The following is a 12,776-nucleotide window of genomic DNA, read 5'->3' on the forward strand; positions in this document are numbered from 1 at the left end:
AATAACCGCACTGCTTGAAAGCAGGCGGTTCATAGAGGGAAAAGCGTGAAAGCATCGCGTTTAATCGTCCTTGATATCTTTAAACAGGGCTTCCACCTTTTCCAGATCTTCTTCATATTTGGCATGAGTTGTGCGGACAAGGTTATTAAACATTCCGCACAACTCTTTTTCCATCATACGGAGTCCTTCGGCGGTGATGCCTCCGGGAACGGATACTTTTTTTTGCAGCGAAGCGGGAGTAAAGCCTCCTGTAGTCAGCAGCTTGCCTGTACCGAGCACCATCTCGCTTGCGAGCTGCGTCGCTTCGGCTTCGGAGATGCCCGTTTCTTCGACGGCGGCTTGAATAAATTTCTGTACGAAAAAGGCGAGGAAGGCCGGTCCGCAGCTCGATAGGTCCGAAGAAATCCGCGTGTGTTCCTCTGAAACCTGGATGGGGGCGCTAATATGGGACAGCAGATTTTCGAGCAGCTCCTTGTCTTCGAATTCCAGCCTGTCGCCGTAAATGCATAGAGTGGCTCCGCTGAACACATAGTTGGTTATGCTCGGAATTACTTTGGCTATTTTGCCCGGAAGCTGCTCCTCCAAATGGCGAACGAGAACGGGACTCGTAATGGAGACGATGATTTGCTCCTGCCGAATCGCCGGTTTGATATCATGGATGACGTTTTTATAATCGGTTGGCTTGACGCACAGAAATAAAATGCTGCAGTTTTGCGCTACCTCTATATTAGACCCGGCTGCCTCAAGGCCCGGGTAATCCGACGCCAAGCGCTCCACTTTGCTTATGGTTCGATTCGTCGCAATGATCCGATCCGGATTCAGAGCTCCGGACTGGATGAATGCTTCGATGAGTGTGCTTCCCATGCTGCCCGTGCCTATGAATCCAATTCTCATGACGATCCCCCCTGAAAAAGTGCAGCCTTCTTAATCCCTATTCGAGCTAACCGGAGAATATGACATGAAGAATAGGATTCCGCGGCGGATCGGGCAAGGCATGGCATAGTTAAGCCTAATGAAACGGAGGGAATTGACAATTGAATTCGGCTGCGAATAAGACGAAGACGGGAACGGTTCTTTTTCTGGTTTCGCTGACGCTTGCGCTGGCAGGATGGTTTGGGTATACGGCTTGGAAAGAGACGGCTCGCGAAGCTGCGTCTTGGCGTCTGGCTAACGAGGAGATGCGGGATTTGCTGGCGGCTCCGCAAGGCGGCGCAGACGAGCAGGCGGAGCCCGCGGCCAAGCGACCCGCAGCCTCGGCGGACTCAGGAGCACGGACGGCGGCGCCCTCCGAATCTTCGGGGACGGGCAAGCAGCCGGCTGCGCCAGCTCCGGAGACCGCAGGTTCCGCAGACGCCGCGGCGGGCGCAGCGTCCAAGCAGGCTTCGGACGGAGCGAAGATTAATTTGAACACGGCGACCGCACAGCAGCTTGATACGCTTCCCGGTATCGGCGAAAGCAAAGCCAAAGCGATCATCGCTTACCGCGATAAAATCGGCAGCTTTCGCTCGGTCGACCAGCTGCTTGAGGTCAAGGGGATCGGGGAGAAGCTTTTGGCCAAAATGCGCCCGTATGTTACCGTCGAATTTTAATCTATGAAACCTACTTTCGTTTTCTTACAATATATGAGAAAATAGTAGAGAGTACAGGTTCAAACTTCAATTGGGGAGGAATACCATCTAATGGCTAAAGAACGTAAGCTAGGCTTCGAGACATTGGCAGTGCATGCCGGACAGGAGATTGATCCGGCAACGCTGTCGCGCGCCGTACCGTTGTACCAAACGACATCCTACGGATTCCGCGATACGGAACATGCCGCCAACCTGTTTGCGCTTAAGGAATTCGGCAATATTTATACGCGTCTTATGAATCCGACAACCGACGTATTCGAGAAGAGAGTAGCCGCTTTGGAAGGCGCGCCTGCAGCGCTTGCAACCGCTTCCGGCCAGGCTGCCATTACATATTCGATTCTGAATATCGCCGGCTCCGGCGACGAGATCGTCTCGGCGGCAAGCCTCTATGGAGGCACCTACAATCTGTTCTCGACGACGCTGGCGAAGCTTGGCATCAAAGTCCATTTCGTCGATCCGTCCAATCCGGAAAATTTCCGCAAAGCCATTACGCCGAAGACGAAAGCGCTGTTCGCGGAAACGATCGGCAATCCGAAGGGCGACGTGCTGGATATTGAAGCGGTTGCGGCCATTGCCCATGAGAACGGCGTTCCGCTGATCGTCGACAATACGTTCCCGAGCCCTTACCTGTGCCGCCCGATTGAGCATGGCGCGGACATCGTCGTTCATTCGGCGACTAAATTTATCGGAGGCCACGGCACGTCCATCGGCGGGGTTATCGTCGACGGCGGCCGGTTTGACTGGAAGGCAAGCGGCAAGTTCCCGGGCTTGACCGAACCGGACCCGAGCTATCACGGCGTCGTCTACACCGATGCGGTAGGGCCGATCGCTTACGTGATTAAAGCGAGAGTACAGCTGCTGCGCGATATGGGAGCGGCCATCTCGCCGTTCAACTCCTTCCAGCTGATTCAAGGGCTGGAGACGCTGCATTTGCGTATGGAACGCCACAGCTCGAACGCGCAAGCGGTTGCGGAGTTTCTGGAAGGGCACGACGCGGTGGAGTGGGTCAGCTACGCCGGTCTGCCGAGCCATCCGTCTTACGAGCTCGCCCTGAAATATTTGCCTAAAGGCAAAGGCGCCATCATGACTTTCGGCATCAAAGGCGGCCTTGAAGCCGGCCGCAAAGTAATCGACAACGTGCAGTTGTTCTCTCACCTGGCTAACGTCGGTGACTCGAAATCGCTTATTATTCATCCTGCGAGCACGACGCACCAGCAGCTGTCCGAGCAGGAGCAGCTGGCTGCAGGGGTAACGCCGGGGATGATCCGCTTGTCGATCGGAACGGAATCGATCGAAGATATTTTATACGATCTGGGTCAGGCAATTGAAGCCAGCCAGAATTAATTAACGGAGATCAAATCACATGACGACTCGTAAAGATTGGGATACTTACTTCTTGGACATGGCGTATATGGCATCGACTCGATCCCAATGCAGCCGCAGACATGTCGGAGCGGTATTGGTGCAGGGGAAGAAGCTGCTCGGCGCCGCGTATAACGGCGCGCCCATGGGCGTACCGGATTGCTCTGAAGCCGGCTGCATGCTGGTGGAGGAATACGAGCTGGCGGAGAGCGGCGGCAAGGAGCAGGTCGTTAAGAAGCAGCGCTGCATACGTACGATCCATGCCGAGCAAAACTTGCTCTTGTTCACCGATCCGAAGGACCGGGAAGGCTCGGTCGTCTATGTGACGGATCAGCCTTGCTGGACCTGCGCCAATATGCTGGCTAACAGCGGCATTAGCGAAATCGTCTACCATCGCCCTTATCCTAAGGATTCAGATAAGGTTAAGGCGTTGATGGAGCAGAAAGGCATCATCTTCCGCAGGCTGGAAGCTTACGAGCCCCCGGCCGGGACGATGACGGAAGTTCAGCATTAAACGAAAGTTTTGAGGAAGAACCTCTATTCGCTTTAAGCGGAAGAGGTTCTTTTTTTGTCGTTTATTGGGGGGAGAGAAAATGATCAGAAACCGCCCTGTCGTGGCGATAACGCTGCTCTGGACGTTCGGATATACGATAGCCTATTCGTTGTCCGGCATATCGTGGCTTTCCTTATATACGACCTTGATAGCCGCTATTGCGGCCGTCGCTCTATGGATGCTGCCGATTCCGGGGAAGACGGCGGTATGCGGAGCGCTCGTCGTCGTTATGGCCGCCGGTTATTATGCGGATTACGACGGGCGCAACGTCAGCTCCTTGAATCCGCAGGCGATTTCGCAGGAGGCGGAAGCCTTTACGCTGGAAGGGGTCATAGCGGATCAGGTTGAGGTCGACGGGGACAAGGCGGCATTCACCGTTCAATCCGCCGATAGCCGGCGTGAGCGCTTCGCCGTATCGGTGAAGCTGCTGTCCCGGGATGAACAGGCGGCGGCCAAAACGTGGCAGCGGGCGGATCGCGTCATTTTGCAGGGAACGCTGCAAACCCCGGGCGAAGCGAGAAATTTTGACGGCTTCGACTACCGGCGATATTTGCGCTTTCAGCATATTCATTGGCAGGTAAGTGTGAAGGGGGCTGCTCAAGTTCAGACGGCATCACCCGATCATTGGAGCTGGCTGCAGCTGCTCCGCTGGATCGACTGGTTTCGTTCGATGCTGGGGGACGGAATGGAGAGATTGTTTCCGGCAGCGCAATCGGGATTTATGAAAGCGATGCTGATCGGATTGACGAACGATATCGATCCCGAGCAGTTTCAGCAATTTTCCCAGCTGGGCTTAACCCATATTATCGCTATATCGGGTTTGCATGTAGCCATATTTCTGGCATGCTTGCTCTGGACGATGCGCAAGCTTGGATTTACGCGGGAAACGTACCTGATTACGGCCATGATTGCGGTTCCGCTCTACGTTGCGGTGACCGGAGCGGCGCCGTCCATCATCCGGGCGGGCTTGATGGCTGTCATCGGCTTATATGCGACTTACCGTCAAACGTTAAAGGACGGTCTGCACACCGTCCTGCTCGTCGGACTCCTTATGCTGTTGTGGGAGCCGTATTATTTGATGAACGTCAGCTTCCAGCTCTCTTTTCTGGTTACGATCGGGCTTATCGTCGGCGTGCCGTACGCGAACAAGCTGATGCCGATCCGCTCGCGGGCATGGAGAGACGCGCTCTCGATAACGATTGTCGCCCAGATCGTTTCCTTCCCCGTCTCGATTTATTACTTCAATCAATTTTCCCTGCTGTCTCTGGCGGCGAACTTCGTGTTGGTGCCCGTCTTCAGCATGTTTACGATGCCTGGAGGGACGATCGCACTCTTCGTTAGCTTTGTCTGGATGCCGGCAGGCAAGGCGCTCGCTTGGATCGTGGCCCAAGTTAACGAATGGCTATTTTGGGTTGTGTCCGCGCTCAGCCGGTGGCAGCTCTTCCAGACGATCTGGCCCACTCCGGGCATCGTATGGATTATCGGCTACTACGCGGTATGGAGTCTGCTTGTATACAGCCTGCTTCTCCGCGGCGGGAACGGAGATTCAGGGAATAGCGCGGCAGAGAGCGGCCCGATGCTAAGCGCCAAGGGGACGCAGGCTAAAGCCGGACGGCTGTCGGCAAATCTCGCTGCCAAAGCAGGCTATTGCCGGCTTCCTCTCGCCGTATGCATGGTTTGCGGGATGCTTGCGTACGCGTACGAACCGGATCGCTGGGTGCAGGAAGGCCAGGTTCATTTCATCGACGTAGGTCAAGGTGACAGTATTTTTATCCGTTCCCCGAGAAGCCGCAGCGTCATTCTGGTCGACGGGGGAGGCACCGTGTCGTTTCACAAGCCTGGAAATGAGTGGAAGCAGCGCTCCGATCCGTATGAGGTCGGGCGCAAGCTGCTCGTACCGCTGCTTAAGCAGCGGGGAATCCATGCGATCGATTATTTGATCGTGACCCATCAGGATGCGGATCATATCGGCGGCCTGCAGGCCGTATTGGAGCAAATCCCCGTCAAGCAGCTTCTTTTTAACGGCACGATCAAACCGAATCCCGGTGTAGAGACGTTATTTCAGACCGCGCTGGCAAACGGAGTTACGCTGGTAAAGGTTTATGCTGGAGATATTCTGCAGGTTGATGAGGATACGCGGCTGCGCTTTATGTATCCGCTGCCTGCAAGTTATACGGACGGCGGGATTCGGGTAGAGAAAGAGCAGAACACGGAATCGGTCGTGTTCCTGATGGAGATGCAGGGGACGAGATGGCTGCTGACGGGGGATATGGAGAAGCCGTCGGAAACGAAGGTGCTTGAGCTGATAGAGAAGGACCGGATAAGGGGAGAAACGGCGACGGACAAGACTCCTCCGCTGTTTCCCGGGACGGGTCCCGTCGACGTGCTGAAAGTGGCCCATCACGGCAGCAAAACCTCGACGACGGATGCCTGGTTAGATGCGTGGCGGCCCCAATATGCGGTCATTTCCGTCGGTCAGTACAATACATACGGACATCCTCATCCGACGGTTATTGCCAGGCTGGGGGAGAGAGGGATTCCTGTTCTAAGGACCGATGCCGACGGAGAGGTACAGATGAGCGTCAAGGACGGAGTGATCCGCGTGCGCACGAAGCTTCGGTCGCAGATTATGAAAACCGGCGGAAATCCGCTTGATTAAATGATCGGGTTGCCGTATAGTGTTTGTTTGTGCGAGCCTTCTTTAAAGGCATACGCGGGCGGGTGAGGGACTTTAGGTAAAGAGGGAAGGCAATGGCGTCGAAACATCGTTGGAAAGCCATTTGGCTCGTCTTGTTGGGCGCAGCCTCGTACGGCGTGCTGTCCACATTCGTTAAGCTCGGCTACAAGCAAGGGTTTTCGGCTGCGGAAATTACGGGAAGCCAGGTTTTGTTCGGATTTATCATTTTATGGCTGCTCAGTTTGCCGAAGCTTTGGCAAATGAAAGGAATTTCGGGCGGGATCGTTCTGAAGCTGATAGCGGGAGGCACGTTTACCGGCTTGACCGGTTATTTTTATTACCAATCGCTGCAAGTTCTCGATGCGTCATTCGCAGTGCTGCTGCTGTTCCAGTTCACCTGGATGGGGATGCTGTTAGATTGGATTACGGAGCGGAGAGTTCCCACTTTGTTCCAATGGATCGCGATGGCGCTTACGCTGCTCGGCACGGTGCTCGCTTCCGGCATCTTGTCGGGCACGATGGACAGTCCCGGAGCAAGCGGAATCGGACTGGGACTATTGGCCGCCTGCTGCTATACTTTGTTTATTTATTTCAGCGGGAAAATCGCGACGCATCTGCCTGCTTTGTTCCGCAGCGCGTGGATGATTACGGGTGCCGCTGCGATTGTGCTTATATTGATGCCTCCGCAATTTTTGTGGAACGGCTCGCTCGGCCAAGGATTATGGCAGTGGGGATTGCTGCTCAGCGTCTTCGGCATGGTGCTGCCGCCGTTTCTGTATGCGAAAGGGGCCCCTTTGATCGAAACGGGACTTGCCGCCGTGCTCGGTTCCGTCGAGCTGCCGGTCGTCATCGTCTGCTCGGCGCTGCTGCTTCATGAAGCGACTCACGCTGTGCAGTGGATCGGCATCGTGCTTATTTTGCTGGGGGTGCTCGTTTCCGAGCGCAAGACCGCCGTCAAGGCAAAGCGGAAAAACGAATATACAGAACAAATCCCCCGAAAGTGACGTGATGCTCTGAAGCTTATTCCGTCCGCATCCGGCTTCAGCTGGATCGGCGTCTAACCATTCCGCTGGGATCGTTTTATGGTTAGACATTACTTTCGGGGGAGCCCACGGATATCCACAGGATATTGCTGCGCATCATTTCCTAAACAATGAAAAAAGCAGCGTTCGCTTTTTGCGGGCGCTGCTTTTGGTGTGCGGGGAACTAATCCGCCGGAATGAGGCGGATCAATAGAGAGCTTTATCGATAGGGAAGCTTTGACCGCTCCATGCTTTCTTGCCGGTCCAATCCGCTTCCCCTTGCCAGAACGGGTCGTCCGCCGGCAAGCCGAGCGGCAGAAATACGGCGGAGCACAGATAAAGGCTGCCGGTGGAAATGTACGTCTCGCCGATTTCCGGCTGATGTCCGCAGAAGCCGATGGTCAGCCAGCCGTTCTCGTCGAATGTGCCCGGCGCGTCGATGACGCGGCGAATGACCGCGGTTAGAGCGCAGCGCACTTGTGCGGGAACGAGAGTGGCGTCCAATTGATGCTGCAGCGCCATCTGGCTGAGCAATTGGAAAGCCCCGAACCGGTAAGCGAGCGACCGTCCTACAGCGGGGAAGGTGCCCTCCGGCGAAATGAGACGTTCCTGCTGCACGGCATGCCGTCTTGCGCGTTGAATCACGTTCTCCTGCATGGAAGCCCAGAACGGATCTTCGTTTTTAAACGTTTCAATCAAATCGACGAGCATCGGCTGGATGACGAAGGAGTTATAGTAGTCGGCATGAAAATCAGGGCCGTCTCCGTATACGCCGTCTCCCTTGTACCACTGCTCATGCTGTCTTAAGGCGTAATCGACGCGCATCCGGTCCCATTCGGCTCCGGCGCGGAACAGCGCGGCTTCGATCATGGCCGCGAACAGCAGCCAGTTGTTATAGTAGGGCTTGCGAGTCCGAGTGGACTGCAGAGCTTTAACGACATTATCCTTAACCCGGCCGTCCAGCTTGTTCCACAGCTCCTCGGGAGCCCGCAGAATGGCATGGGACAAAAAGGCGGCGTCTACGATCGGCTGATAGCCTTCGGAGAAATTCATGAAATCGGGCGATGCCGGATCGGTAGCGGCGTCAATGGCTCCGCGCGCCTGCTCGGCGTAGCGCCCGCGCAATCTTCCTTCCTCGCCCTCGCGGCTGCCGTGCTCCAGCCAAGGCGCAATCCCGGTCAGCAGTCGTCCCAGCGCTTCAAGATAGGTGTACATAGGACGGTCGTCGAGCTTTCCCTCAACGGGCATTTTTTCTTTCAGCTGGCGGTTATTCAAATGGTGCAGTACCGGTTGAGCGATTCGGCTCAAGGTATCAATCCAAAAAATGCGGTCTACATGGCCCTGCGGCATGTCGGTCCCCTCCCATAGTGTAAGACGAATCCATTTGCAGACCATTTTACAACAAAATGCGACACGGGTCATTGGTGAACCTGACAATAAAATTTGTGGAAACGTTATATGCATCTGCTGCGCCAGCCGATTCCGGACGAAGGAGAAGGGGGCTTAATCCGGCCGGGGTGGACATGTGTAAACTGACGAAGGTAAGGTGAAATTTCTTTTGATCTATTGACTGTAAGAATTTGATGGGATTATACTACCTTACGTGAGTAAGGTTGGGGGTTGGAGAGAATGAGTGCGGAAAGCATTAAGCAGGTTGCCCTGCGGAAGTTCACGGAGAACGGCTTCGAAGGCACGTCCCTTTCGGAAATTGCCGGGGAGGTCGGAATCAAGAAGCAGTCGATATACTGTCATTTCAAAAGCAAAGATGAGCTGGTCCTGACCATCAACCAGGAGGTTATTCAGGAGGACGTGCAGTTTCTGACGCAGTTTTTTGATAGACTGAAGGATTCCCCGCTGCAGCAGCTGCTGCATTCGCTGCTTCAGGAGTACCGTGATAAATATGTTCATAACAAGAAATATAAATTTATGTTTCTGATGTCCTATATTCCGCCCAAGCATCTGGAAGTGTATTTTACCCATACATATAACATCCATTTGCTGCATTTGAAATCGCTTCTCCAAGCGGCGTTTTCATCGGCTCCCGAGCTCGGGGTAACTCCCGAGGAAGGCATCGCCGCATTCCTTACGTTATTTGACGGGCTTATGGCGCAGTTGGTCTACGAGACGCCGCATTCGTTCGATAATGCGTTCGAATTGTCGTGGAAAGTATACTGGAGGGGCATTTCGTTATAGCTTTTTCGGATACGCGCCGGGGGAAAAGGAGAGGATACGGAAATGAACAAAGGATGGATTTACATTTGGATCGGAGGATTGCTTGAGGTTTGCTGGATTTCGGGAATGAAAAATGCCGATAGCGCGGTCGATTGGCTGCTGGTCGGCTTCGCCATCGCCGTTTCCTTCGTTTTGATTCTGCTTGCCTGCAAGACGCTGCCTGCGGGTACGGTGTACGCGGTGTTTACCGGAATCGGAGCCGCGGGCGCCGTCACAGCCGAAATGATATGGTGGGGAGAACCCGTACGCTTGGATAAGCTTGCTCTGATCGCCCTGCTGCTGTTTGGGGTCATTGGCCTTAAGCTGGTAACGGATAATGACAAAAGCAAGGGCGAGAACGCGAAAGCGGGGGCGAAACGATGAGCTGGATCTTTTTATTATGCGCAGGCGCTTGCGAAGTCGTCGGCTTCGTCTGCCTGCAGCAGGTGAACCGTTCGGCTAATGTAAAAACCGTCGCACAGCTGCTGGTTTGCTTTGTGTTCAGCTTCTTCTTCCTGTCGCGTTCCCTCGGGTCCATCCCGATCGGAACGGCGTATGCGGTCTGGACGGGAATCGGCACGGTGGGAAGCACGCTGCTGGGAATGTATCTGTACGGGGAATCGAAGAACGGCAAACGAATTTTTTTCATCGCTTGCGTGATCGCTGCGGTAGTCGGCTTAAAGCTGATTTCATAAAAAACGGGCCGGAGAGGTTACGTTGACATACAGGCAGGAAGAAGCCCCAAGATCGGCAGGCTTCTTCTTTGTTATGCGGGCAGGTCAGCCGTTTTTTTCGTAGTGTTAATGACTAACATATGGTACTGTACTAATAGGGTTCCGCAGCGGCTTTATAAGTCCGGTGAAAAACGAGCGGTGGGGCCATTTGAATCTGGAACAGCGATAGCGTTCGCCTTTGAAAGCGGATTTTTCCTTGAAAAAAGGAAGCAACCAGCCAATAATCCGATTTCAACAGCGACGGGAAGATCAAATGGGCAACGCAGCGGACTTTTTCATCACCCTTTTAAGCGCGGCTTGAATACAGGTTTTAAGAGAGGTGCAACATTTTGAAACGTCCTTACGTTTATATAGTTGCAAGAGAGGGGGATCCCAGTGGTAGCGCCAGAACTGATAAAGGCTGCCCAGTCGGGCGATCGCGACGCTCTAATTACCCTACTGCGTGAAATAGAAAATCATGTGTACCGAACTGCTTATTACATTCTGGGCAATGAGCAGGACGCCATGGATGCCGCACAGGAAGCGTTAATACGTATTTATACTAAAATCAACTCTTATGAGGAAAAGGCTCAGTTCAAAACGTGGGTGCAGCGGATCGTCACCAATTTGTGCATCGACAAATTCCGAAGATCCAAGCCCACCGTTTCCATCGATGAACACGAACTGACCTTTACTGCGAATAAAACGGTAGAAGACGAGGTTATGTCCGCGTATATTGCCCAAGATATTAAGGAGGCAATTGATAAGCTGCCGGAACATCATCGTTCGGTTGTTGTACTCAGATATTTGCAGGATTTTTCTTACAACGAAATAGCCGAATCTTTGGATTTGCCCATCAACACGGTGAAGTCTTACTTATTCAGGGCAAGGCAGCAGTTACAGACGTTACTGCAGGATTACAAAAAAACCAAAAGCGACGCCGTCCGCGGCTAAGTCGCAGACGGGTTTTCCGAATTCGTCCTGATCAGTTGATTCTGCTTCGTACTTGTAAAATATCAATTGTGAATTGTTCAGAAAGGTAGTGTGCGGGATGATGTGTCAAGAGGTGATCGAACTCATGCAGAGATACCTCGATCAGGATCTCGATGAATTGGAATATGAACAAATGCTCGGACATTTGAAGCAGTGCCCGGACTGCACGGAATTGTTCCAGCGCTTGGTGGCGCTGTCGGAGGAGCTTGAACAGCTGCCTAAGGTGAAGCCCGCCTACAGCCTGGTCGATGCTATTATGCCGAAGCTGCAGCGCATTGACGAGGGCGTTCCGGCCGTGCCGTTCCCTGCGGCGGACTCGGCTCGGCGGACGGAGGATTCGTCGGCTCCCCGTAACCCGGCTGCGAAGGAGACAAGCGGCTGGCGCAAGCGGCTGCGCGGCTATGTTTCACTGCCTGTCGTCGGAGGAGTCGTGGCAGCCGGCTTGGTGCTCGGATTTTTCGTATTCCAGCAGCAGGAACAGCATGCGGGCATGAAGGATGCGGGGGAAATGCTGATGCAGCGGCAGAGCGCGCCGCAAAGCGGCGGAACGGCCAGCCAGCTGAAGAGAGCGGAAGCCCCCGATTCGGCGGCCGCAGAGAGCAGCGCGACGCAGCCGTTGGCGGGAGGCGCTTCGGGAGCCGCCGATTCCGCGAGTCCTAAGCCGGATCGGATGGAAGTTTCCGCAACCGCTAGCAATGAAGCTTTGGACCCGGCCTCCGGCGGCGGAACGGAGGATAAGCCCGCCAATACGCCGCAGCCGACCGGTGCGCCGGCTGCCGATTTGAAAAAGGCAGCCCCGCTCGATTCTTCGCTCCCTCCCGAATCGGAGACGAAGGCCGCCCAAGATTCGGTGTCGGGCGATGCGTTGTCTGACGATGCGAAGAAGAACGTCGCAAGAGGCAATCCGGAAACGGAGGCAGGCGGCACGAGCAATTATAGCGCGGCGGCTGAACCGCCGGAAAACCCTGCGGTATCCGCGCGAACCGCTCCCGCCGCATCGGCGGGCAACCCGCAGCCGGCTGTGCCATCGGAGTCCGGCGGGGCAGGCGGCAATGCCGGAGCGGCCGGTCAAGCTGCGGCCGATTCGAATGCAGCGGCAGGCAGCGTCAAGGCCGGGCCTCCGGCAGCAGCCGGCATCGCCGCGGGAGGCGCGCAGTCGATTGCGGCCGATAGCGGCAGGGCGCTTGCGAAGCCGGAGGCCGGCGACGCATCCAAAGCCAAGCCCGAGCCGGAGGAGAAAAAGATCAACAGCCTGTTTTCCGTCAACGCGATAACGCAGGAGCATACATTGTCTTCCCCGGCCAACACTTTTACGGCTTCCGTCAACGAGCAGCATCAAGTGGTTGTCAAGGACGCCCAAGGCAAGGCTGTGTTTACGTCCCGGACATGGACGGACAAAGACAAGGTGGACCTGATGGAGTGGATTTCGGATAACAGCTTGACCTATCAAGTGAGCAATGATGCCGGAACGACGATCTTTGTCGTCGATCTCAAAGCCAAGACGGAAACGAAAAAATAACTTTTTTGCGGATGCCGGCTTCACCAAACCGGCGTCCGGAGAATACAATAGGATTGTAAGATAAGTTTAACGAGTCGCGTCGTATGACCACCACGGGG

The 12,776-nt window shown here is 54.8% G+C and carries 12 protein-coding genes; 10 read left to right on the forward strand and 2 right to left on the reverse strand.

The features are described from left to right. Positions 1–60 precede the first annotated feature (60 nt). Positions 61–894 (reverse strand): late competence protein ComER, encoded by an 834-nt coding sequence (gene comER / locus SK3146_RS31180; RefSeq protein ID WP_249862443.1) that lies wholly within the window; start codon positions 892–894, stop codon positions 61–63. A gap of 140 nt (positions 895–1,034) precedes the next feature. On the opposite strand from comER, the gene SK3146_RS31185 reads away from it, so the two are divergent. The 5 genes from SK3146_RS31185 (at position 1,035) to SK3146_RS31205 (ending at position 7,224) form a co-directional block, all read left to right on the forward strand. Next, positions 1,035–1,589 carry a ComEA family DNA-binding protein gene (locus SK3146_RS31185; protein ID WP_249862444.1) on the forward strand — a complete coding sequence of 185 codons (555 nt, stop codon included), beginning with the start codon at positions 1,035–1,037 and terminating at the stop codon, positions 1,587–1,589. A gap of 90 nt (positions 1,590–1,679) precedes the next feature. Further along, entirely contained in the window at positions 1,680–2,972 is a 1,293-nt protein-coding gene (locus tag SK3146_RS31190) for a homocysteine synthase (RefSeq protein WP_249862445.1), read from the forward strand. A gap of 19 nt (positions 2,973–2,991) precedes the next feature. Next, entirely contained in the window at positions 2,992–3,504 is a 513-nt protein-coding gene (locus tag SK3146_RS31195) for a deoxycytidylate deaminase (protein ID WP_249862446.1), read from the forward strand. A 79-nt stretch (positions 3,505–3,583) separates the two neighbouring features. After that, positions 3,584–6,202 carry a DNA internalization-related competence protein ComEC/Rec2 gene (locus tag SK3146_RS31200; protein ID WP_249862447.1) on the forward strand — a complete coding sequence of 873 codons (2,619 nt, stop codon included), beginning with the start codon at positions 3,584–3,586 and terminating at the stop codon, positions 6,200–6,202. A gap of 92 nt (positions 6,203–6,294) precedes the next feature. After that, entirely contained in the window at positions 6,295–7,224 is a 930-nt protein-coding gene (locus SK3146_RS31205) for an EamA family transporter (protein WP_249862448.1), read from the forward strand. 225 nt (positions 7,225–7,449) lie between these two features. Here the strand turns inward: SK3146_RS31205 and SK3146_RS31210 are convergent, their stop codons facing one another. Next, on the reverse strand, positions 7,450–8,592 hold the full coding sequence (locus tag SK3146_RS31210; RefSeq protein ID WP_249862449.1) for a DUF2264 domain-containing protein: 1,143 nt from the start codon (positions 8,590–8,592) through the stop codon (positions 7,450–7,452). A gap of 279 nt (positions 8,593–8,871) precedes the next feature. On the opposite strand from SK3146_RS31210, the gene SK3146_RS31215 reads away from it, so the two are divergent. The 5 genes from SK3146_RS31215 to SK3146_RS31235 all read left to right on the forward strand — a co-directional run bounded on the left by SK3146_RS31215 (position 8,872) and on the right by SK3146_RS31235 (position 12,678). Then, positions 8,872–9,435, forward strand: coding sequence for a TetR/AcrR family transcriptional regulator (locus SK3146_RS31215; RefSeq protein ID WP_249862450.1), 564 nt, complete (start codon positions 8,872–8,874; stop codon positions 9,433–9,435). 42 nt (positions 9,436–9,477) lie between these two features. Continuing rightward, complete coding sequence (locus tag SK3146_RS31220) at positions 9,478–9,837, forward strand: DMT family transporter (protein ID WP_249862451.1); 360 nt, start codon at positions 9,478–9,480, stop codon at positions 9,835–9,837. After that, positions 9,834–10,148, forward strand: a complete 315-nt coding sequence (locus SK3146_RS31225) for a DMT family transporter (RefSeq protein WP_249862452.1) — start codon at positions 9,834–9,836, stop codon at positions 10,146–10,148. Before SK3146_RS31220 ends, SK3146_RS31225 begins: the two co-directional genes overlap by 4 nt. Positions 10,149–10,562: 414 nt before the next feature. Beyond that, positions 10,563–11,120, forward strand: a complete 558-nt coding sequence (locus tag SK3146_RS31230) for an RNA polymerase sigma factor (protein ID WP_249862453.1) — start codon at positions 10,563–10,565, stop codon at positions 11,118–11,120. Positions 11,121–11,244: 124 nt separating this feature from the next. Beyond that, complete coding sequence (locus SK3146_RS31235; RefSeq protein WP_249862454.1) at positions 11,245–12,678, forward strand: anti-sigma factor family protein; 1,434 nt, start codon at positions 11,245–11,247, stop codon at positions 12,676–12,678. The last annotated feature ends 98 nt before the right edge of the window (positions 12,679–12,776 follow it).

This window comes from Paenibacillus konkukensis (assembly GCF_023523925.1).
Taxonomy (GTDB): Bacteria; Bacillota; Bacilli; order Paenibacillales; family NBRC-103111; genus Paenibacillus_S; species Paenibacillus_S doosanensis.

Bases quoted from the DNA above. Each gene is read 5' to 3' on its own strand.
- SK3146_RS31220 (WP_249862451.1), top strand. From the start codon at position 9,478: ATGAACAAAGGATGGATTTACATTTGGATCGGAGGATTGCTTGAGGTT.
- SK3146_RS31190 (WP_249862445.1), top strand. From the start codon at position 1,680: ATGGCTAAAGAACGTAAGCTAGGCTTCGAGACATTGGCAGTGCATGCC.
- comER (WP_249862443.1), bottom strand. From the start codon at position 894: ATGAGAATTGGATTCATAGGCACGGGCAGCATGGGAAGCACACTCATC.
- SK3146_RS31235 (WP_249862454.1), top strand. From the start codon at position 11,245: ATGCAGAGATACCTCGATCAGGATCTCGATGAATTGGAATATGAACAA.
- SK3146_RS31215 (WP_249862450.1), top strand. From the start codon at position 8,872: ATGAGTGCGGAAAGCATTAAGCAGGTTGCCCTGCGGAAGTTCACGGAG.
- SK3146_RS31200 (WP_249862447.1), top strand. From the start codon at position 3,584: ATGATCAGAAACCGCCCTGTCGTGGCGATAACGCTGCTCTGGACGTTC.
- SK3146_RS31195 (WP_249862446.1), top strand. From the start codon at position 2,992: ATGACGACTCGTAAAGATTGGGATACTTACTTCTTGGACATGGCGTAT.
- SK3146_RS31210 (WP_249862449.1), bottom strand. From the start codon at position 8,592: ATGCCGCAGGGCCATGTAGACCGCATTTTTTGGATTGATACCTTGAGC.
- SK3146_RS31225 (WP_249862452.1), top strand. From the start codon at position 9,834: ATGAGCTGGATCTTTTTATTATGCGCAGGCGCTTGCGAAGTCGTCGGC.
- SK3146_RS31205 (WP_249862448.1), top strand. From the start codon at position 6,295: ATGGCGTCGAAACATCGTTGGAAAGCCATTTGGCTCGTCTTGTTGGGC.